Consider the following 20,082-nt stretch of genomic DNA (forward strand, 5'->3'; position numbering starts at 1 on the left):
AGGTCCACCGTGTCGTTGTCGCACCCACCTGCCCACGGGCTCGTGCCGGGTGAGTCCGAGCGACGTCGCACGTTCGCCGTCATCAGTCATCCGGATGCGGGGAAGTCGACGTTGACCGAGGCGCTTGCGCTGCACGCGCGGGTGATCGGTGAGGCGGGCGCGGTGCACGGCAAAGCCGGGCGCAAGGGCGTGGTGTCGGACTGGATGGAGATGGAGAAGACCCGGGGCATCTCCATCACCTCGGCGGCATTGCAGTTCGCCTACGACGAGCACGTGATCAACCTCCTGGACACGCCGGGTCACGCTGACTTCTCCGAGGACACCTACCGGGTGCTCGCCGCGGTGGACTGTGCGGTGATGCTCCTGGACGCCGCCAAGGGCCTGGAACCGCAGACGCTGAAACTGTTCGACGTCTGCCGTCATCGCGGCATCCCGGTGATCACCTTCATCAACAAGTGGGACCGCCCTGGCTTGCACGCGCTGGAACTCTGCGACCAGCTGGAAGAACGTATCGGACTCACTCCTACTCCGCTGACCTGGCCGGTCGGCGAGTCCGGGCACTTCAGCGGCCTGCTCGATCGCGCCACCGGCGAGATGATCACCTTCGAGCGGGCTCCCGGCGGGGCTCGAATCTCCGCCGAGCACCGTCTTGACGCCGGGCAGGCCGAGGACCGGTTCGGCGACGAGTGGCGCGCCGCGGCCGACGAGGCTGAACTGCTCGGGGAGTTCGACGCCTCGTCGTTCCTGGCCGGCAAGACCACACCCCTGCTCTTCGGCGCCGCGGTGGCCAACATCGGTGTCGGTCACATGCTGCAGACCCTGACCGAGCTGGCGCCTCCACCCTCGCCACGCCCCGACGTCCACGGGGTCCCGCGTGACCTCGACGCGCCCTTCTCCGGGCTGGTGTTCAAGGTGCAGGCCGGCATGGACAAAGCCCACCGCGACCGGGTCGCGTTCCTGCGAGTCTGCTCCGGGCGGTTCGAGCGCGGCTCCGTGGTCACCCACGCCGCCACCGGCCGCCCGTTCGCCACCAAGTACGCCCAAGCCATCTTCGGCCGCGACCGCGATACCCTCGACGTCGCCTACCCCGGTGACATCGTCGGCCTGGTCAACGCCACCGCGCTGCGACCGGGCGACACCCTCCACGAACGCGACGCCCCGGTCGAGTTCCCTCCGATGCCGTCCTTCGCGCCGGAGAACTTCGCCGTGTGTCGCAGCGCTGACACCAGTAAGGCCAAACAGTTCCGCCGCGGCGTCGAACAGCTCGAACACGAAGGCGTGGTCCAGGTGCTCCGGTCCGACCTGCGCGGAGACGCCGCCCCCATCTTCGCCGCCGTCGGCCCCCTGCAGTTCGAGGTCGCCGCGCACCGTCTCGAGCACGAGTTCAACTGCGCCGCACGGATGGAGCCGCTGCCCTACCAACTCGCCCGCAGAACCCGGCCCGAGGACCGCGACGCCCTCGACGCCGAACACGACGTCGAGGTCACCGAACGCGGCGACGGCGCACTGCTCGCCCTGTTCAGCGACAAATGGCGGCTCGCCTCGGTCCACCGCCGCCACCCCGGCGTCGTCCTCGAACCACTCGTCGCCGGCACCGAGAACGATGCCTAGCCGATCTCCCTGCACAGCCGGCGCCCTGGCCATCTTCGGCGAGTTCGGAGAAGATACGGCGATGAGCCTGACCTGTGAGATCGCGCCGGGAACCGCATGAGCCCCGAGCAGAGCAACCCAGCGCGGCCGGACGACGCGACCGTGCGGACCTGGATGGACGCAGGCACCGAACTCTTCCTCGACCGGACCGAGGCGCTCCCCACGGATCAGCCTGCGGCCGGTGCCGCGCCGTTGCCCGGCCTGCCGGGATGGACCCGAGCGCATCTGCTGGCCCATGTCGCCTTCAACGCCGAAGCGTTGCAGCGGCTGTTGTCCTGGGCCCGCACCGGTGTCGAGGCGCCGATGTATGCGAGCCCGGAGGCCCGGAACACCGAGATCGAGCAGGGCGCCCGGCGGCCGTTGCCCGAACTGGTGGGGCATGTCCGCACCTCGGCGGCCGACCTGTCCCGCGCGCTCGACGAGCTGCCGGAGCCCGCCTGGGATTCGATGGTGCGCACGGCCCAGGGGCGTGACGTCCCGGCTCGCGAGGTGGTATGGATGCGCACCCGGGAGGTCTGGATACACGCCGTCGACCTCGATCCGGCACAGGTCACCTTCCGGCAGTTCCCGGAGGATATCCTCGAAGCTCTGATCACCGACGTCGTCGCCATGTTCACTCGCCGGGGCCAGGTACCCGGCCTGGTGATCGAGGTGATCGGCTCGCGCTCGTGGGTGGTCGGCGGCGGAACCGAACCGAGCGAGAGCGGGCCGGCGGTGACCGTCCGCGGTGGCCTCGCGGACCTCACAGCATGGCTCACCGGGCGCGGCTCACCGGATGCGCTCACGGTTCGCGGCGGCGGCTCCCCGCCCGACCTGCCGGCGTGGCTCTGACGTCGGCCGGCTCAGCCGGGCAGCCGCAACAGCACCTGTACCGGGAGATGATCGGAGGCGAAGGCGCCGTCCACGGCGAACGGATTGATCGCCGCCACCTCCGCGGTCACGCCAGGGGTGGTGAGGATCCAGTCGATCCTGGCCCCTCGCACGGTCGGCGGCTCGTATCCCGCGAACGTGGCGTAGGCGGGCGTGCGCTGATCCTTGGCCTCGAGCCACGCGTCGCTCAGCTCGGTCTCCGTCACGAGTCGCTGGTACGCCTCACTGTCCTCCGCGGCGGCGTTGAAGTCACCGGTGACGAGCACCGGCAGCCCCGCGAAGGAACCCACCAGGTCGGCGAGAAGACCGGCGGACCGGAACCGGGACGGCGCTGAATGGTTGTCGAGGTGAGTATTGACGACGACGAACTCGCTGCCCGTGTCCTGATCCGAGAAGCGCACCCAAGTGGCCATCCGGGGGAACCCGTTGCCCCACGTCGTGGAGCCGATCAGCTGGGGGGTCTCGGACAGCCAAAGGTGGGCGTATCGCAGGGGTGTGAGCCTGGTGGCGTCGTAGAAGATCGCCATGAACTCGCCTTCGCTGCCACCCGACCGGCCTTCCCCGATCCACTCGTACTCAGCGGGCAGATCCGCCGCGATGTCACGTATCTGGTGGAAGTGGCCCTCCTGGGTGCCGAGGACGCCGGGCCGCTCCCGCGCCAGCAGCTGCGCCAGCACCGGCCTGCGCTCCTCCCACAGGTGCCCGGGGTCGTCGGCGGGGAACCGCAGGTTGTAGGTCATCACATGCAGGCGCCCGTCCGTGGCCGGGCCGATAAGTTGGGTGTCAGGTGCGTCAGCAGTCACGTCGGTCCTCCGTGGTCAGCTTGCGTTCCCGGCCATCATCGCAAACCCGTTCTCCCATGATCCTCGGGCGATCACTGACATGGCCCTGTGGGTGATCGCCGATGATCACGGGAGAACGGGGGATGGAACACCGGTCAAGGCCGGCCATGCGTCCATGGCCGCATCGACGGTCGACGTGAGGCGGGCATGCGGCACGCCGTCCCGTGCCTCTATCGCCATGCCGTGGAGCACGGTGGCGTAGAACGCGGCGACCTTGGCGGTGTCGACGTCCGGGCCCAGCTCGCCCTCCGACTGAGCGCGCCGAAGCCGGTCCTCGATGGCCGCCACCGTCTTTCGGCGGTTCTCCATCAGGTAGTCGCGGATCTCGCGATTGGCGGTGCTGTAGTTGGCCGCCGCGAGTACCACCATGCATCCGCCCGGGCGATCGGCCGTCGCATAGAGCTCCGCGTTGCCCCGCAGGCTTGCCTCGACGGCCTCCCGAGCAGTGGGAGCCTCGCTGAGCGCCCGGTCGGTCGCGGAGCCGGCCGTCGTGAGGTAAAGGTCCACCGCTTCCCGGAACAGCGCTTCCTTGCACTCGAAGGCGGCGTACAGGCTCGGCGCGTTGATTCCGATGGCCCGGGTGAGGTCGCTGATCGAGGTTCCCTCGTACCCGTGCTCCCAGAAGAGCTCCATCGCCGCGCGGAGCGCTCGCTCCCGGTCGAAGCGTCGTGGGCGGCCACGGTCAGCCACCAGAGCACCTCCTGCCGGATCTGCGGCGCGTTGACGAGTTCGTGTGTGCCTGATACTACTTTATGTAACGATCACTACAAAAAGGAGATTTGACGTGCCGGACCTCTCAGGCAAGGTGGCTCTTGTCACCGGCGGCAGTCGCGGGATAGGCGCGGCGATCGCGACGCGCCTCGCGCACGACGGTGCCGACGTGGCGCTGACCTACCACACCGCCGCCGGCAAAGCCGCCGATGTCGCCGCGAAACTGGAGGCGGACGGAGGCCGCGCGCTCGCCCTGGAAGCAGACAGCGCGGACCCCGGCTCGGTCGTGGAATCCGTGACCCGGACGGTGGAAGAGCTCGGGAGCCTGGACATCCTGGTCGCCAATGCCGGCATCTTCGCCTATGGAGAGCTGGCCGACGTCACCCTGGACGAACTCGATCGGATGCTCGCCATTCATGTCCGGGGTGTGTTCCTCGCCGCCCAGGCGGCCGCCGCGCACATGACAGACGGCGGTCGCATCATCAGTATCGGCAGTTGCTTCGCCGAACGTGTCCCGACGCCGGGCGTCACCCTCTACTCGATGACCAAGTCCGCACTGACCGGACTCACCAAAGGTCTCGCGCGAGATCTCGGACCACGGGGAATCACGGCCAACGTGGTGCACCCCGGCCCGACGGACACCGACATGAACCCCGCGGACAGCCCCGAGGCCGAGACCGAGCGGGCGTTCACCGCGCTCGGCCGGTACGGAACCGGCTCCGACATCGCGGGCATGGTCTCCTTCCTGGCCGGGCCAGATGGCGACTGGGTCACCGGCGCCTCGTTCGCCGTCGACGGCGGATACACAGCCTGAGACACGCCCATACTCCCCGTGATCATCGGCGATCGCGTACCTGACCGGGTAGGCGACCGTCAATGATCACGGGCAGAGTCGGCACAGCCACTCACCGACGATATTTTCTGTCTTGACAGATTTATTTGTCGGTGAGAGGGTTGCTTCATGTTCGATGTAGCGGTGATCGAGGATCCGGCGGCGGCCGAAGCGTCGCTCGCCCCCATCCGGGCGCGGTTGCTAGCGGAGCTCGGCGAGCCCGGCTCGGCCTCCACTCTCGCGGCCAAGGTCGGCCTGCCCAGGCAGAAGGTGAACTACCACCTCAAGGCCCTTGAACGGCACGGCCTGGTCGAGCTGGTCGAGGAGCGCAGAAGGGGCAACGTCACCGAGCGGGTGATGCGGGCGACGGCGTCGTCATACGTGATCTCACCCATGGCGCTGAGTGCCGTGCAACCCGACCCGTCACGGTCACCGGACCGGCTTTCCGCGCGCTGGCTGCTCGCCGTCGCGTCACAGCTGGTCAGGGACGTCGGAATGCTCGTCACCGGAGCGTCGAAGGCGAACAAGAAGGTGGCGACGTTCGCGATCGACAGCGAAGTGCGCTTCGCGTCAGCCGCGGACCGGTCGGCTTTCGCTGAGGAGCTGGCCATGGCGGTGACCGGCCTCGTCAGCAAGTATCACAATGAGTCCGCCGACGCCGGACGACATCATCGAGTGATCGTCGCCGTCCACCCGAGCGTGACATCCGGACGGGAGCACTGACATGGGACATCACTTCGATGAGCGTCACGAAGCCGAGCTCGACGCCACCCCGGAACAGGTATGGAACGCGATCGCCACCGGCCCCGGTATCGACTCCTGGTTCATGGGCCGGAACGAGGTCGAGCCCGGCCCCGGCGGCGCCGTCCGGATGGCGTTCGGCGGGTACACGCCGGAGCACAGGGTCACCACGTGGGTTCCGCCGGAACGGTTCGCCTACCGCAGCGACGAGGCGCCGGACGGCCGATTCGTCGCCTTCGAGTTCCTGCTCGAAGGACGTGACCAGGGCAGCACGGTAGTCCGTATGGTGACGAGCGGCTTTCTTCCCGGCGACGACTGGGAGGACGAGTACCAAGCGATGACCAAGGGCGGTGAGCTCTTCTTCAGCACGCTGGTCGAGTATCTCGCTCGTTTCAACGGCCGCGCGGCTATCCCGGTGACCGCGTTCGGGCCGGCGGTCCAGGACTGGGGGCAAGCCTGGTCCACCCTGCACGGCGCCCTCGGCCTCACGGAGCCGATCACCCGCGGGTCCACCGTACGGTTCACCGGACCCGGCTCGACACCCATCGACGGCACGGTGTACTTCGTCAACGCGGACACCCTGGGGATCAGCGCCGACGATGCCCTTTACCGCTTCCTCAAGGGCTTTCGCGGTCCGATGATCGCGGGCCACCACCTCTTCTCCGAGGTCAATCGAACCGATGCCGAGACGGCCTGGCAGAACTGGCTGCGTGAGGTCTTCGGCTGACGATCCCGCATCTCGACCAGCAAACGACAACTCAGATCCACGGGAGCTCTCATGCCAACTGTCACATCCCCAGACGGAACCACCATCGCCTACGACAAGACCGGAGACGGACCGCCTGTCGTCCTCGTCGACGGCGCTCTTTGCTATCGAGCGTTCGGCCCGGCGACGCCTCTGGCCAAGCAACTGGCCGACCGGTTCACTGTCTACACCTACGACCGCAGGGGCCGGGGCGAGAGTGCCGACACGGCGCCCTACGCCGCCGAGCGGGAGATCGAGGACCTCGAGGCGATCATCAAGGAGGCCGGAGGCACCGCGTTCGTCTACGGCATCTCGTCTGGTGCCGCTCTCGCCCTCGAAGCCGCAAACCACGGCATCGGCATCACGAGGCTGGCCCTTTACGAGGCCCCGTACCTCGTCGACGACACCGGGCCGGTCGAGCCTCCCGACTACCGCGAGCGGATCGCCGAGGACATTGCTGCCGGCCGGCCCGGCGACGCCGTCAAGAGGTTCATGAAGCTGGTGGGCGCCCCCCGAATCGCCATTACGATGATGCGCCTGATGCCGGCGTGGAAGAAGCTCAAGGCGGTGGGGCACACGCTTCCCTACGATCGCGAGATTCTCGAACCCGGCCGGAAGCGCGAACCTCTCCCCTCGGACCGATGGACCTCGGTCACCATGCCGACCCTGGTCATGGACGGTGGGAAGAGCCCGGAGTGGATGCGGAACAGCCAGCGCGCGGTCGCCGCGGTCCTCCCGGAGGCGGAGTACCGCACGCTGGCGGGGCAAACGCACATGCTCAAGGCCGAGGCCGTCGCCCCGGTCCTCAAGGAGTTCTTCGCGAGCTGACCCTCTCTCAGGAGCCGATGGCGCGCATGGCCGGCAGCGACGCGGCTAGCCGCTCCAGGTCGGCCACCGCGTTGCCCGGCGGGACGTAGATGATGATCTCGCTCACACCCAGCGCTGCCTGCTGTTCGATCTCTTTGAGAAGCCGCTCGACGGTGCTGTCGAAGCGCAGCTGGCTGGACCGCCGGATCTCGGCCGGATCGCGACCCACATCGGCGCAGTGCCGGTCGAGAACGGCCGAGAGGTCAGCCACCTCGTCCGGGTCCGCGGCGGGAGTGTTCCACACGTCCGCATACTGGGCCGCGATGCGCAGCGTGCGTTTGCGGCCTCGTCCACCGACCCAGATGGGCGGGTAAGGCCGCTGCACGGGCTTCGGGTTCGCGAGGGCGTCGGTGAGCTGGTAGTGCTCGCCCTCGAACGTCGTGAGTTCCTCGGTCCACAGTGAGCGGATAAGCTGACAGGCTTCCTCGAACCTGTCCAGCCGCTGCCGCAGCGTGCCGAACTCGATGCCCAGCATCGTGTGCTCAGCCTCGACCCACGCCGCGCCCAGCCCGAACTCCAGCCGGCCACCGGAGAGGTGATCGACCGTGACGGCCATCTTGGCCAGTACCGCGGGATGACGATACGTGTTGCCGGTCACCATGCAACCGATCCGGATCCGCTCGGTGGCCTGGGCCATCGCGCCGAGCAGTGTCCAGGCCTCCAGCACGTCTCCGGGCATGACGTCCGGCTCCGGGGGCAGTGCGGCGAAGTGATCGTAGTTCCACAGATGATCGAAACCCGCCTGATCGGCGACCCGCCAGAAGTCGGTGAGCTCCGCCACCGTGGTGAGCTGCTGGCTCAGCTTGACGCCGATGTGGAGCGGATGCGCAGATGTCATCCCCCACTCATACCGCACCGCACGCCTCGGCCGCGTCAGGCCGGCATCACATTCTTCGGCTGGGACCGATGAGTTCACGGCCCACCGCGAGTCTGTACCCGTGACGGCACGAGTGAAGCCCGAAGGGGCGCATAGACACGAGGAGTGCATATGGCGGGGTCCAGCCTTGGCAGCATGCTGCTTTCCAGCACCAACCCGGACCGGCTGCACGCGTGGTACGCAGCCGCGCTGGCGCCGAACGACGACGCGGATGTCGGCTCCTACCGAGTCCTCAAGTTCGGCGAGTTCTACCTGATGATCGACACGCGGGCGGACATCACCGACAAGAATCCGGAGCCCGGCCGGATGATCCTCAACTTCGATGTCGACGACGCCCCCAGCGTTGCGGCACGCTTGGACGAGATGGGTGCCACGTGGCTGGCCGAACTGGAGGACCGGGACGGCAGCTACTTCGCCACCGCCATCGACCCGGACGGCAATTACGTGCAGATCATCCAGATCAGCGAAGAGCACCAAGCAGAGATGGCTCAGAGCCAGTCGGTCAAGGAGTGAGTGCCATGTTCGGCGATACCCCAGCATTCAGTGGCTTCTCGGTGGACGACCCCGCCGCGGCCCAGGAGTTCTACGCCACCACGCTCGGCATGCAGGTCACCGAGGTGGAAGGGATGGAAGGCCAGGGACTCCTGGAACTGCACGTGTCCGGAGGACACAACATTCTCATCTACCCCAAGCCCGACCACACGCCGGCGAGCTTCACGATCCTGAACTTTCCCGTGCCGGACATCGAGGCCGCCGTCGGCGAGCTCACGGCTCGTGGCGTGCGGTTCCTCCGCTATCCACAGTTCGACAATGTGATGGACGACAAGGGGATCGTCCGGGGTGACGAAGGTCCGCCTATCGCGTGGTTCGCCGATCCTGCCGGAAATGTCCTCTCGGTCCTTGAGGAGTAATACAGTGCCTACCATGACGCAAGCACCGGTGAAGGAAGACTTCGCCCAGCTCGCCGACCCGTACCGGCGGGAGCTGATGGCGCACTGCTATCGCATGCTGGGTTCGGTGCACGATGCTGAAGACCTCGTCCAGGAGACGTACCTTCGCGCCTGGAAGGCGTACGAGAAGTTCGAGGGCAGGTCGTCCCTGCGAACCTGGCTCTACCGCATCGCCACCAGCGCATGCCTGACGGCCCTGGAAGGACGCAACCGCCGGCCGATGCCCACCGGCCTGGGTGCCCCCAGTTCGGACCCCACCGACGACATCGCCGAGCACAACGAGGTGCCGTGGCTGGAGCCGATCCCCGACTCCTCGGTCGGCGAGGACGGCAGTGACCCCGCATCCATCGTGGCCGGTCGGGAATCTATTCGCCTCGCATTCATCGCCGCCTTGCAGCATCTTCCACCGCGGCAGCGCGCGGTGCTGGTTCTGCGCGACGTGCTGAAGTGGCGTGCGGCCGAGGTCGCGGATGCCATCGGGATCACCACTGCTGCCGTCAACAGCCTCCTGCAGCGGGCCCGCGCTCAGCTTGAGCAAGCGGCACCCACCGAGGATGACGTCACCGCACCGACATCCGCCGAACAGCGTGAGCTGCTCGACCGCTACGCCACGGCATTCGAGAACTACGACGTCACAGCGATGGTGGAGCTCTTCACGTCGGACGCCGTCTGGGAGATGCCGCCATTCCCCACCTGGTACCAGGGCCCGGAGAACATCGTCGGCTTGATCCAGCACCAGTGCCCTGCCGAGGGCGCAGGCGATATGCGCCTGATTCCGGCGAGCGCCAACGGTCAGCCGGCATTCGGCGTCTACATGCGCGGCGACGACGGCGTGCACCACAAGTTCGGGCTGCAGGTGCTGACCATGAGGGCGTCGCGGGTGGCGCACGTCGCGATGTTCTTCGACGTGAGCCTGTTCGAGGCGTTCGGTCTCCCGGACATCGCGCCGGCAGAGCCACGGCCCAGCGCCGCGTAGCCGGCCCGTCGATGATCAACCAACCCGCTGCCCTGGCGGGCGGCGTCGAGCTGCTCGATCGGTCTATCGCGTACACACTCGGCAGCCTGCAGGCGATCACGCCCGGCGCCATGCAGCGCCGGACACCCTGCAAGGGCTGGAACCTTCGTGCACTCCTCAGTCACATGGATGACTCACTGGCCGCCCTGTGCGAGGCCGCGGACCTGGGGCGCATCGAACTCGAGCTGGCCGGCGCCGAGACGCCGGTGTCGGAGACGATCAGCCGACTGAAACAGCGTGCCTGTCGCCTGCTGAGCTGGGCTGCCGAAGCGATGGACGAACACACCATCGAAGTCTCCGATCGAGCCTTGAGTGCGAGTTTCGTGACGACTACCGGCGCGTTGGAGATCACCGTGCACGGCTGGGACATCGCTCAGGCATGCGGGCTCGATCGGCCGATACCCGCGGAGCTCGCCATTCGGTTGCTCGACCTCAGTCCCGTGCTGGTCTCCGACGACGACCGGCCGGCGCGGTTCGCCGCGCCTGTGCAGATCGGTCCGCGGTATGGGCCGGCGGATCAGCTCATCGCCTTCCTCGGGCGAGATCCCCACGGCTGAATCGTCTCGTGATCTAGAGGTCGCGCGATACTGATCCTCGCCAGCGCCGGGGGCCGCTGGCCCTGTCAGGCACCCGTGGCCTGTATCGCCCTGTCCTGCCGGCGAGATACCCGTCAGCCGTCCCGACCCACCCTGGTTGGTGACATCGGGGGCCTCCCGATAACGTCGGAGCCCATGACGATCGTCCATCCGATTGAGCAGGCGTGGATCACCTCCGGCGGGACCGGCGCGCAGAACTACGACGAGTTCGCCGACGACGCGGAGATCACCGCCGTCATCGAGGCGAATCCGGCCAGCGCGCTCGCCATCGAGATGCCTCACCGCGCACCCGAGAATCTCGGCACCACGTTCGCGGACTCCCTTCCGGACGCCGTGCGACGCCTGACCCATGCCAAGGATCAGGGGCGCTATCTTTCGGCCGAGGACGTCGTCGTGCTCTACCGGATCAGCGAGTCCGGCTCGGCGGCGAAGGCACCGACCTACGGCATGTTCTGCCTGGTCGAGACTGCTCAGATCTCCACCCGTGCCGATGAGCCGGGTCTGGTGATCCGCAACGAGGATGTCTTCATCGAGAAGGTGCGGGAACGTGTGGCCCTCGCCGAGGCAACCGGGCACCTGCTCTCGCCCGTGCTGCTCATGCAGACGGGCGCCGGCCGCGAACTGCAGGAGGCGCTGGCCGCCGCCTGCGAGGCCGCGGGTCCGCCTGCGGCCACCGACATGGACCCCGCAGGGCGGAAACACGAGATCTGGCCACTGCCGGCGGGCGACGAGGCCGACCGGCTTCGCGAGCTGGCCGGGGGCGGCGAGCTGGTGGTCGCGGACGGCAACCACCGCAGCCTGGCCGCCCAGATCGGCGGCCTGAGCCGGTTCCTCGCCGTGGTGACGACGCCCGAGTCACTCAGCATCGATCCGTATCACCGCCTGGTCGCCAGCCTGCCCATGCCGAGCGACGAGATGCTGGAACGCCTGACGGAAACCGGCGCGTCGGCCACGTCGCTGTCCCAACCGGCCGAGACCCCGCGGAACGCGGACCTGGTGCACCTGTATGTGGACGGCGCAAGCTATGCGGTCACCTTGCCGCGTCAGGACGACGCCCCGGTCACCGAGCGGCTCGGCCACGCCCTCGTCGAGCGGCTGCTGTTCGGAGAGGTCCTCGGCCTCGATCCCGGGGACAAACGCATCCGCTATATCGGAGGCGACTATCCGGCGGCGTGGCTACGCGGTGAAGTCGATCAAGGCAACGCCGCGATGGCGGTCCTGATACCGCCGGTGAACGTGGACGACTTCGTCGCCGTGAACCTGGCGCGGCAGAAGATGCCCCGCAAGAGCACCTGGTTCACACCGAAGGCCCGAGCCGGGCTGGTGCTGGCTCAGACCGGCGACTGACGGGGATTCACGCCACCCGCAAAGCGGCTGTTACCAGGGCATTTCCAGGTCGCCGCGCGCTGTACGTGTCGATTTCGGTCGTCATTCACCGTCTGTTCACCTACGTAGGGCTTCCTTTACGTGGTTGTCCATGAGCAGTACGGGCGTCGACGAAAGGTCGAACCAGCAGATGGCGAGCAGCACTGTCGTCCGCGAGGACGTACACCGCACGCGAGTTCCCCACATGGTGGACGTTGCGCTCCCCGCGGTGACCGCGGCCCGGTCCCGCACGCGGCGCGCCGGCACCATCGCCAACTGGCTGGCCGTCGCAGGACTGATCTACCTGCTGGTAGCCGCGGTCAGCGTGATCAGCTCCGGCTTCAAGACGGCCACCGGCAGTCAGGCCGAGGAACTGTTCCAGTTCGCCACCAACCCGCTGGTCGGCTTGATGGTGGGACTGCTGGCTACAGCGCTCATCCAGTCCTCGTCCACCGTGACGTCGATCATCGTCGGCCTCGTCGCCGGAGGTTTGCCGGTCAGTGTGGCGGTGCCCATGGTGATGGGCGCCAATATCGGCACGACGGTGACCAATACGCTGATCAGCCTCGGCTACGTCCGGGACAAGGACGAGTTCAAGCGCGCGTTCTCGGCCGCCACCGTTCACGACTTCTTCAATCTGCTCGCGGTGGCGATCTTCCTGCCGCTGGAGATCATGTTCGGGTTCCTCGAGCGGAGCGCGCTGGCGCTGGCCGGGCCGCTGGTCAGCGACCACAGCTACTCGATGGAGAACAGCAACGTCGTCAGCACGCTCACCTCACCGGTGACCGACACGGTCAAGAACATCACCGGCCCGCTCCCGACCGTTCTCGGTGGCATTGCCATGATCGTCCTCGGCACAGTGATGATCTTCTTCGCCATCAGGTACATCGGCAAGCTGCTCAAGAAGCTGATGGTGGGCCGGGCACGCCGGATTCTGCATGCGTCGATCGGCCGTGGGCCGGTCAGCGGCATCGCCTCAGGTGCGGCCGTCACCGTGCTCGTCCAGTCCTCCACCACCAGCACCAGCCTGATGATCCCGCTCGCCGGGTCCGGGACGCTCAGCCTGCGGCAGATCTACCCGTTCACCCTCGGCGCCAACGTGGGCACCACCGTCACGGCCCTCCTCGCCTCGACGGCTGTCAGTGGCGCACACGCGGTGCACGCGCTGGAGATCGCGCTCGTCCACCTGCTGTTCAACCTGTTCGCCCTGCTGCTGATCTTCGGCGTGCCGCTGCTGCGAGAGATCCCGCTCAAGGGTGCCTCGTGGCTGGCCTCGCTGGCGGTCCAGCGCAAGCGGTACGCGATCGCGTGGGTACTCGGCGTCTTCATCGCCCTGCCCGGCGTGCTGATCCTCGCCACCTCGCTGTTCTGATCAGCGGGTCGATCCCGCCTGCCGCGACATGGCACGCGTCAGACCAGGCCTTCCTGACGGGCCCGGACACCGGCCTGAAACCTGGTCCGGGCTCCAAGAAGCCGGGTCAACACCGCCAGCTGACGGCTGAGGGTGCGCGGGCTCACCTCAAGCTGCCTGGCGATCGCGGTGTCACTCAGCCCGGCCGCCAGAAGATTCAGCAGCTCTTGAGGCGGTTGCGCCGCATTCGATGTCCCGGCACTGGTCGCGGAGCTGTCTGATACATCCCAGGTCAACGGAAGGGAGCGCACCCACAGCATCTCGAACAGGGAGACCAGGGCATCGACCAAGGTCGACGCGTGCACCACGAGTGCCTGTTCGGTGACCTGTTCCGAGTTCAGTGGAAGGATCGCTACGGACCGATCAGCGATGGCCAGCTTCATCGGCACCACCGAGGAAGTCCTGGCCTCTTCGCCCGCCTCGACCAGCGTTCGCAACTCCCGCATCCGCCCGGGCAGCTCGAGGCCGTCCGGTGCGTAGATCCCGCGACATCTGACACCGCGAGCAAGGAGCTCCAGCTCGTGCCTGTTCGGCACTCCGGGCGAGTAGGCGTAGGGCGGACGGTCCAGCACGAGCAACTCGTCGGACACCACCTGCTCCATCTGCAGAAATCGGTGTGCCACCGCACGCCGGCCGGAGACGATCTCGACCAGCTCCTCCGGATCCTGCGGCCGATCGGTCACCATCTCGGACACCAGTGCGCGAGCAGCCACCTGCGCCTGCGCCAGCTCTTGCTGGCGCCTGCTGACCAAGACGTCGACAGCGACGTCGGGTCTGATAGCCATGAACCGGGTCGGCTGTCCGGCCAATCTGGCGAGCAGCCCGAGATCCTCCAGCCGGCGGAGGCCACGGCGGATCGTCGCGGTGGCGTGACCGGCCCGTTCAGCCAACTCGTCCGCGGTTGCGTGTGGCCTGCGCAACACCGCGCGATAAAGCTCCTCGTCCTGTTCTGAGATGCCGAGCGCTTCAAGCATGGCCAAATTCTGCCATGGCGCTATTTCGCCACGCAGCGGCCTAGATTTCGCGCAGTGACCTCACGAAGAATCTTGCCAACTCCGACGAAAGGCCCCCCGAGATGATTCGACGCACCCGTCGCGTGAGCCGTTCTCTCGCATCCGCCGCCGTGGCCATGTCGCTCGCTACTACCGTGGTCACTGTCGGCATCGACACGCCGGGACAGGCCCAGCCGGTCACCGGCACCACCGCCCCCGTGCCGGCCTCGAGCCCGGAGACCACACACCACATCGGCTTTGGACCTGCCTCGCCGGCCGATGGGAACCCGGTCGTCACACTCGTGACGGGCGACCGTGTGCACCTCGGCGGCGTCCAGGGCGATCGCACCACGGTGCGCGTCGAACCGGCGCCGCGCCCGGACGGCACGGTTCCGTCGTTCGGAGTGTCCGGACGCGGAGACGATCTGTACGTCGTACCGTCGGACGTCCGAGCGCTCGTACCGGAACGCCTGGATGCCGCCTTATTCAATGTCACCTACCTGGCCGAACACGAACTCACCCACACCGCCGGCGGCCTGCCGCTGATCCTCACCTATCCGGAGGACCGGCTGATGGCACAGGCCGGAACGGAGGTCCCCGGCACAGATGACGTGCGGCCGTTCACCAGTATCGCCGCGGCAGCGATGACGGCCGATGTGTCCGACACAAGCGAGTTCGCTGGTGCGGTCTTCGAGCTGGCCGACGCGGTGGACCCGGCCGACGGCTCGACCCAGACCTACGGGCTGGAGCCCGCGGGACCACTCGCCGACGTGGAGAAGGTCTGGCTCGACGCCGTGGTCACCGCTCAGCTCGACCACAGCACCGGGCAGATCTCCGCACCAGCGGCGTGGGATGCGGGGTTCGACGGCTCGGGGGTCACCGTCGCCGTACTGGACACCGGAATCGACGACGACCACCCGGACCTGGCCGGACAGGTGGTGTCGGCGCAGAACTTCACCTGGGACCTGGACCCGGGCGATTTCGCCGGACATGGCACGCACGTAGCCTCGACCGTGGCCGGGACCGGGGCGGCCTCGGACGGCCTGCACCGCGGAGTCGCGCCCGGTGCTGCATTGCTCGACGGGAAGGTGCTGGGCGCCGACGGATCGGGGCTGCTGTCATGGATCATCGCCGGCATGGAATGGGCGGCCGGCGAGGGCGCCGACGTGGTCAATCTGAGCCTTGGCCTACCTCCGGGACACGTGGAGGCCCCCGTCCTCACGGAGGCTCTCGAGTCGTTGAGTTCCACACATGACACGCTATTCGTGGCTGCCGCAGGAAACGGCTCCTGCGACCGGTGCATCGGCAGTCCCGCGGACGCCGAGTCGGCGCTGACGGTCGGCGCAGTCGATCACGAGGATCAGCTCGCCGCCTTCTCCAGCCGCGGACCGGCCCACGGAACATACCGCCTGAAGCCCGACCTCACCGCTCCTGGTGTACAGATCGCCGCGGCCCGTGCCGGCGGAACGGGCGACGCCGACGGGCCTTATATCCGCTACTCGGGCACGTCCATGGCAACACCACACGCTGCCGGAGCCGTGGCGCTGCTCAAGCAAGCTCACCCGGATCTAAACGCGCAGGAACTCAAGGGACTGCTCGTGTCCACAGCTACGGCCACCGATGGGCTGAGCGCCTACGACCAGGGCGCCGGCCGGGTCAACGTCGAGCACGCCATGTCCAGCGAGGTTTTCACCGTCGGGGGGCCGATCGACTTCGGCTTGCAGCCCTTCCCCGACGAGGATCCCGAACCACAGCGCACGGAGGTCACCTACCGCAACATCTCGGAGCGGTCCGTCACGCTCGATCTCGACCTGGATGCCGACATCGCGGTCACTGTGGAACCGGCGCAGATCACCGTGCCGGCCGGCGGCACCGCCACCGCGGAATTGGTGCTCGATCTGAACGCGGCCGAGGTCGGTCTCGCCACCGGCCGGCTCGTGGCCACCGCCGGTGACGACACGCGGTCGCAGACCCCCGTGGGTTACTACCTTGAACCGGAGCACTTCGACCTGACACTTGCCGGGCTGGCCCGTGACGGACGGCCAGCCAAACTATGGGGACACGTGATCGACTCGATCGTCATCGATGTCGAGACCGGCGAGCCGATGTACCGCCTCTGTCCGGAGCAGCCGGCCGGCCAGGCACTGTGTATCCGCGTACCGGAGGGCACCTACTCGGCTATGGCGTTCGTTTTCACCAAACCCGGCTGGGCGGAGAGCGACGGCAACCCGTCCACCACCACGCCGCTTCACACCACCCTGGTCGGCAAACCCGAGTTCACCGTCGACTCAGACATGGATGTGCTCTTGGACGCCCGAGAAGCGGTCGAGGTCCACGTCGAAACGCCATCCCACGACGCGGAGCCCATCCTGGGCGGCGCTTTCGAGCTCGCGTGGCTCCGAACACCGGCGGCCGGACCCGCGACGTTCGAATATCACAGGAATGCGCCCGGTGGCCAGCTGGAAGAACGGCTATTCATGCAGCCCACCGAAGAGGTCAGCATCGGCGAGCTGACTGCCACCTCCCGCTGGTTGCTCGCCGAACCTGAGGTGACGCTGGATCTGCCCGGCAGGGACGACATCTCCCTGCGTCCTCGCTACGTCAGGCCGGACTACTTCAGTGACAACAGCTGGCAGTTCCCCGTCGTCGACGACCACATGGATCTGGTCGTGGCCGATGCCGGCCAGGGCCGCCCGGAAGATCTCGTCGACGTCGATCTTGACGGGGCACTGGCCTTGATCGAGCGCAGCGACCACACCTCGGTGGCCGAGCAGTCGAACCTCGCCGCCGACGCCGGCGCCAGGATGGTCGCCGTCTACAACGACGAACCCGGCCTCAGTGGCGAGGTCGGCGCGTACGGCATACTCCGTGTGCCGACGATCCGGCTCTCCCGGGAGGAGGGGCTGATCCTCCTGCAGCAACTGGGCTCCGAACCGGTCACGGTCCGGGCCGACGGGACGCCGGTCAGCCCGTACGTGTATGACCTCGCCTATGCCGAACGTGGCGGCATCTCCCAGAGTCTCACCTATACGATCGATGCCGACGACAACGCGGTCACGCTGGACCAGGAACTGTACGCACAGCTCGAGGGCATGAGCTTCAGCGCCACTTCGTACCCGTTCCAGCCCGGCGCGCCGTACGCCACCAGCGTCGTCCGGCCGTTGCTCGGCGTCCCTCGAGCAAGGGTCGTGTATCACAACGTAGATCCCGTGGTGGATTGGCAGTACGGGGTCTCGACGCCGGAACAAAGGCGCAACAACCGCGGGCCGGAGCCGCCGCCCCCGTTCGATCTCGTCTTCCACAGCCCCTTGACGTCATACGGTCGAGCCGATCACGCAACGCAGTCATGGCTCCGGCAGCCGCTCGTCCCCGGCTTCGATCCCGACCGTCCAGTCGCTCGATACCGCGACATCCTGCATATTCCTACAGCAGGCATCGTCGATGCCGGCGGGAACTTCGCGAAGGGGTTTTCCACGTTCGGGACAAACGGAATCAATGCGCTCTTCCGCGTCTGGCATGGCGACGACATCCTGGGCGAAACCACTATGGAGCCGGCCGGAACCATTCTGCTGCCGCCAGGCGAAGACCAGTTCCGGATCACGTACCACATCGACAACAACGCACCGTGGACAAAACTGTCGACCCGGACCCTCACGGAGTGGACGTTCCGCTCTAGCCGAACCGCAGACGCCGGCGAGGTGGTGCCACTGCTGACGCTCGACTACGACGTCGACCTCGAACTGACCAATCGTCTCGTCGCGCCGCGGGATCGCCGAGGGCCCAACACCGTGTCGGTCACCGTCGGACATCCGGCGGGCGACGACGTCACGGTCAGTGAGGTGACGTTCCAGGTTTCCTACGACGACGGTGTCAGCTGGCAGGAGTTGCGCACGCATCGCCAGGCCGACGGCTCCTACGCGGTGAACCTCGGCAACCGCGCACCTGCGAAGGGATCCGGATTCGTCTCGTTCCGTGTCGCCGCTGAAGATGTGCACGGCAATGGGATCGAACAGGAGGTCATCCGCGCCGCCGCGCTGGCGGCACGCTGAGCACACACGCGGACATTGCCGGAATCGGCATACCCCACCTCCATCACGAGGGGTGGGGTATGCCGATGCGGTGCTGAAGGCGATCAGGATGCGGTGCCTTGTCCGGCAACAGTCACCTTGCAGTCGTGCGGACGCAGACCGACCCAGGCGATGACGGCACCCGCCACACAGCTCACGGCCGCTATCCGCAACGCCGTCGAGACACCGTCAAGTAGTGGGCCGGGTTCCATCGCCCCGGTCGCGGAAAGGCCGGCGGCAGCCGGCAGTACGGCCACGGCGAGCAAGCCCGCGATCCTGGCCACCGCGTTGTTCACGCCGGAGGCAACACCCTGCCTCGCACCCGGAACGTCGGTCAGCGCCGTCGTGGTCACTGGAGCGACGAGGAACACCAGGCCGATGGCGAAGACCATCACCCCGGGCAAGACTCCGGTCAGGTAGGAGGTTCCGATGCCGATACCCGAGAGCATGAGCAGTCCGCACGCCGTCAGCACACCGCCGATAGTCAGCAGGGGCCGTGCACCGGTGCGGACCATCAATGCGCCCACGCGAGCTGAGAAGGCCAGTAGCACGAGCGTGATGGGCACTGTGGCCGCTCCGGCTGCCAGCGCCGAATAGCCCAGCCCGCGCTGCAGGGCGAGGGAGATCAGGAAGCTCATTCCAGTCAGTGCGGCATACACGACCACGGTGAACAGGTTCGCGACAGTGAACGTGCGAATGCGGAACAGCTCCGGAGGCATCATCGGCCTGGCTCGGCGTCGCTCATAGACCACGAAGCCGCACAGGGTCAGCGCGCCGGTGCCGACGGAGACGATCACCGCCCAGGCAGGTAGCCGCTCGACTTCGATCAACGCCGCGACGATCAGGCCGAGACCGGTGGCGGTCAGCATCGCGCCGGGCAGGTCGACGCGGTTGAACACGTCGGCCTTCGCCAGGCCGGCGCCGGCACCGGCATCCGCGGGGACGGCTCGCCGGGTCACCGCGATCGCGGCGACGAGCACCGGCAGGTTGATGAGGAATATCCACCGCCAGGACGCCGCGTCGACCAGCCACCCACCGAGGAACGGCCCGAATGCCATCGTCACTCCCGACAGGCCGGACCATGCGCCGATGGCGCGGCCTCGGTCCTTCGTCGCGAACGTGGCGGAGAGGATGGCCAGGCTCGCCGGGGTCAGCAGTGCCGCGAAGACCCCCTGTAAGGCCCTCGCACCGACGAGCGCCGCTGGGCTCCACGCCAGGGCGCACAACAACGACGCCACTCCGAAGCCCCACATGCCCACCTCGAAGACGCGGCGGCGGCCCAGTAGATCGCCGAGAGCTCCGCCCACCAGAACCAGAGCACCCAGCGCCAGCAAGTAGGCATTGAGTACCCACTGCAGTGCCGAGAACTCGGCTCCGAGATCGGTGCCGATCCGTGGAAGGGCCACGGTCACGACGGTCCCGTCCAGGAACGCCACCCCCGAAGCGAGCACCGTGGCGAGGAGGATGAGCCGGCCACGGCGGCTTCCGAACTCGATGGCGGGCGGGTCCGGCACACGCACATCCGTCATTTCGCGCTCCCAGAAAGCCTTC

Annotated in this window: 18 protein-coding genes; 13 read left to right on the forward strand and 5 right to left on the reverse strand. The window is 67.4% G+C overall.

Annotation, left to right across the window (positions count from 1 at the left end; translation table 11 throughout):
• Positions 1-9: 9 nt before the first annotated feature.
• Positions 10-1,611, forward strand: coding sequence for a peptide chain release factor 3 (locus G1H11_RS05155; RefSeq protein ID WP_343074803.1), 1,602 nt, complete (start codon positions 10-12; stop codon positions 1,609-1,611).
• Between the two features lie 96 nt (positions 1,612-1,707).
• Positions 1,708-2,481: a maleylpyruvate isomerase family mycothiol-dependent enzyme gene (locus G1H11_RS05160; protein WP_163816667.1), complete on the forward strand. Its 774-nt coding sequence runs from the start codon at positions 1,708-1,710 to the stop codon at positions 2,479-2,481.
• Between the two features lie 11 nt (positions 2,482-2,492).
• Here the strand turns inward: G1H11_RS05160 and G1H11_RS05165 are convergent, their stop codons facing one another.
• Together G1H11_RS05165 and G1H11_RS05170 are read right to left on the reverse strand one after the other, a co-directional pair.
• Complete coding sequence (locus G1H11_RS05165) at positions 2,493-3,323, reverse strand: endonuclease/exonuclease/phosphatase family protein (protein WP_216843463.1); 831 nt, start codon at positions 3,321-3,323, stop codon at positions 2,493-2,495.
• Positions 3,324-3,428: 105 nt separating this feature from the next.
• Positions 3,429-4,052, reverse strand: a complete 624-nt coding sequence (locus G1H11_RS05170; RefSeq protein ID WP_163816669.1) for a TetR family transcriptional regulator — start codon at positions 4,050-4,052, stop codon at positions 3,429-3,431.
• Positions 4,053-4,146: 94 nt separating this feature from the next.
• Between G1H11_RS05170 and G1H11_RS05175 the strand changes: the two genes are divergently transcribed.
• The 4 genes from G1H11_RS05175 (at position 4,147) to G1H11_RS05190 (ending at position 7,219) form a co-directional block, all read left to right on the forward strand.
• Positions 4,147-4,887, forward strand: coding sequence for an SDR family oxidoreductase (locus G1H11_RS05175; protein ID WP_163816671.1), 741 nt, complete (start codon positions 4,147-4,149; stop codon positions 4,885-4,887).
• 147 nt (positions 4,888-5,034) lie between these two features.
• On the forward strand, positions 5,035-5,628 hold the full coding sequence (locus G1H11_RS05180; protein ID WP_163816672.1) for an ArsR/SmtB family transcription factor: 594 nt from the start codon (positions 5,035-5,037) through the stop codon (positions 5,626-5,628).
• A 1-nt stretch (position 5,629) separates the two neighbouring features.
• Positions 5,630-6,373: an SRPBCC family protein gene (locus tag G1H11_RS05185; RefSeq protein WP_163816674.1), complete on the forward strand. Its 744-nt coding sequence runs from the start codon at positions 5,630-5,632 to the stop codon at positions 6,371-6,373.
• Between the two features lie 51 nt (positions 6,374-6,424).
• Complete coding sequence (locus G1H11_RS05190) at positions 6,425-7,219, forward strand: alpha/beta fold hydrolase (RefSeq protein ID WP_163816676.1); 795 nt, start codon at positions 6,425-6,427, stop codon at positions 7,217-7,219.
• Between the two features lie 7 nt (positions 7,220-7,226).
• Here the strand turns inward: G1H11_RS05190 and G1H11_RS05195 are convergent, their stop codons facing one another.
• Positions 7,227-8,096 (reverse strand): LLM class F420-dependent oxidoreductase, encoded by an 870-nt coding sequence (locus tag G1H11_RS05195; protein WP_163816678.1) that lies wholly within the window; start codon positions 8,094-8,096, stop codon positions 7,227-7,229.
• A 150-nt stretch (positions 8,097-8,246) separates the two neighbouring features.
• Between G1H11_RS05195 and G1H11_RS05200 the strand changes: the two genes are divergently transcribed.
• The 6 genes from G1H11_RS05200 to G1H11_RS05225 all read left to right on the forward strand — a co-directional run bounded on the left by G1H11_RS05200 (position 8,247) and on the right by G1H11_RS05225 (position 13,433).
• Positions 8,247-8,648, forward strand: coding sequence for a VOC family protein (locus tag G1H11_RS05200; RefSeq protein WP_163816679.1), 402 nt, complete (start codon positions 8,247-8,249; stop codon positions 8,646-8,648).
• Positions 8,649-8,653: 5 nt separating this feature from the next.
• Positions 8,654-9,046: a VOC family protein gene (locus G1H11_RS05205; protein ID WP_163816681.1), complete on the forward strand. Its 393-nt coding sequence runs from the start codon at positions 8,654-8,656 to the stop codon at positions 9,044-9,046.
• 13 nt (positions 9,047-9,059) lie between these two features.
• Positions 9,060-10,061, forward strand: coding sequence for a sigma-70 family RNA polymerase sigma factor (locus G1H11_RS05210; RefSeq protein WP_163816682.1), 1,002 nt, complete (start codon positions 9,060-9,062; stop codon positions 10,059-10,061).
• A gap of 11 nt (positions 10,062-10,072) precedes the next feature.
• Positions 10,073-10,657, forward strand: a complete 585-nt coding sequence (locus G1H11_RS05215) for a maleylpyruvate isomerase family mycothiol-dependent enzyme (protein ID WP_163816684.1) — start codon at positions 10,073-10,075, stop codon at positions 10,655-10,657.
• A gap of 174 nt (positions 10,658-10,831) precedes the next feature.
• A complete protein-coding gene (locus tag G1H11_RS05220; protein WP_163816686.1) occupies positions 10,832-12,043 on the forward strand; it encodes a DUF1015 family protein in 1,212 nt (403 codons plus the stop codon).
• 223 nt (positions 12,044-12,266) lie between these two features.
• Positions 12,267-13,433 carry a Na/Pi symporter gene (locus G1H11_RS05225; protein WP_163817097.1) on the forward strand — a complete coding sequence of 389 codons (1,167 nt, stop codon included), beginning with the start codon at positions 12,267-12,269 and terminating at the stop codon, positions 13,431-13,433.
• A gap of 38 nt (positions 13,434-13,471) precedes the next feature.
• Here G1H11_RS05225 and G1H11_RS05230 read toward each other — a convergent pair whose 3' ends face one another.
• Positions 13,472-14,446: a TrmB family transcriptional regulator gene (locus tag G1H11_RS05230; protein ID WP_163816688.1), complete on the reverse strand. Its 975-nt coding sequence runs from the start codon at positions 14,444-14,446 to the stop codon at positions 13,472-13,474.
• Positions 14,447-14,568: 122 nt separating this feature from the next.
• Here G1H11_RS05230 and G1H11_RS05235 point away from each other — a divergent pair, with 122 nt between their 5' ends.
• Entirely contained in the window at positions 14,569-18,513 is a 3,945-nt protein-coding gene (locus G1H11_RS05235; protein ID WP_163816690.1) for a S8 family serine peptidase, read from the forward strand.
• A gap of 83 nt (positions 18,514-18,596) precedes the next feature.
• Here G1H11_RS05235 and G1H11_RS05240 read toward each other — a convergent pair whose 3' ends face one another.
• Positions 18,597-20,060, reverse strand: coding sequence for an MFS transporter (locus G1H11_RS05240; protein WP_163816692.1), 1,464 nt, complete (start codon positions 20,058-20,060; stop codon positions 18,597-18,599).
• Between the last annotated feature and the right edge of the window lie 22 nt (positions 20,061-20,082).

It is taken from the genome of Phytoactinopolyspora alkaliphila (assembly GCF_010550695.1).
Taxonomy (GTDB): Bacteria; Actinomycetota; Actinomycetes; order Jiangellales; family Jiangellaceae; genus Phytoactinopolyspora; species Phytoactinopolyspora alkaliphila.

Bases quoted from the DNA above. Each gene is read 5' to 3' on its own strand.
- G1H11_RS05160 (WP_163816667.1), top strand. From the start codon at position 1,708: ATGAGCCCCGAGCAGAGCAACCCAGCGCGGCCGGACGACGCGACCGTG.
- G1H11_RS05180 (WP_163816672.1), top strand. From the start codon at position 5,035: ATGTTCGATGTAGCGGTGATCGAGGATCCGGCGGCGGCCGAAGCGTCG.
- G1H11_RS05185 (WP_163816674.1), top strand. From the start codon at position 5,630: ATGGGACATCACTTCGATGAGCGTCACGAAGCCGAGCTCGACGCCACC.
- G1H11_RS05190 (WP_163816676.1), top strand. From the start codon at position 6,425: ATGCCAACTGTCACATCCCCAGACGGAACCACCATCGCCTACGACAAG.
- G1H11_RS05195 (WP_163816678.1), bottom strand. From the start codon at position 8,096: ATGACATCTGCGCATCCGCTCCACATCGGCGTCAAGCTGAGCCAGCAG.
- G1H11_RS05200 (WP_163816679.1), top strand. From the start codon at position 8,247: ATGGCGGGGTCCAGCCTTGGCAGCATGCTGCTTTCCAGCACCAACCCG.
- G1H11_RS05205 (WP_163816681.1), top strand. From the start codon at position 8,654: ATGTTCGGCGATACCCCAGCATTCAGTGGCTTCTCGGTGGACGACCCC.
- G1H11_RS05210 (WP_163816682.1), top strand. From the start codon at position 9,060: ATGACGCAAGCACCGGTGAAGGAAGACTTCGCCCAGCTCGCCGACCCG.
- G1H11_RS05215 (WP_163816684.1), top strand. From the start codon at position 10,073: ATGATCAACCAACCCGCTGCCCTGGCGGGCGGCGTCGAGCTGCTCGAT.
- G1H11_RS05220 (WP_163816686.1), top strand. From the start codon at position 10,832: ATGACGATCGTCCATCCGATTGAGCAGGCGTGGATCACCTCCGGCGGG.
- G1H11_RS05225 (WP_163817097.1), top strand. From the start codon at position 12,267: ATGGTGGACGTTGCGCTCCCCGCGGTGACCGCGGCCCGGTCCCGCACG.
- G1H11_RS05230 (WP_163816688.1), bottom strand. From the start codon at position 14,446: ATGCTTGAAGCGCTCGGCATCTCAGAACAGGACGAGGAGCTTTATCGC.
- G1H11_RS05240 (WP_163816692.1), bottom strand. From the start codon at position 20,060: ATGACGGATGTGCGTGTGCCGGACCCGCCCGCCATCGAGTTCGGAAGC.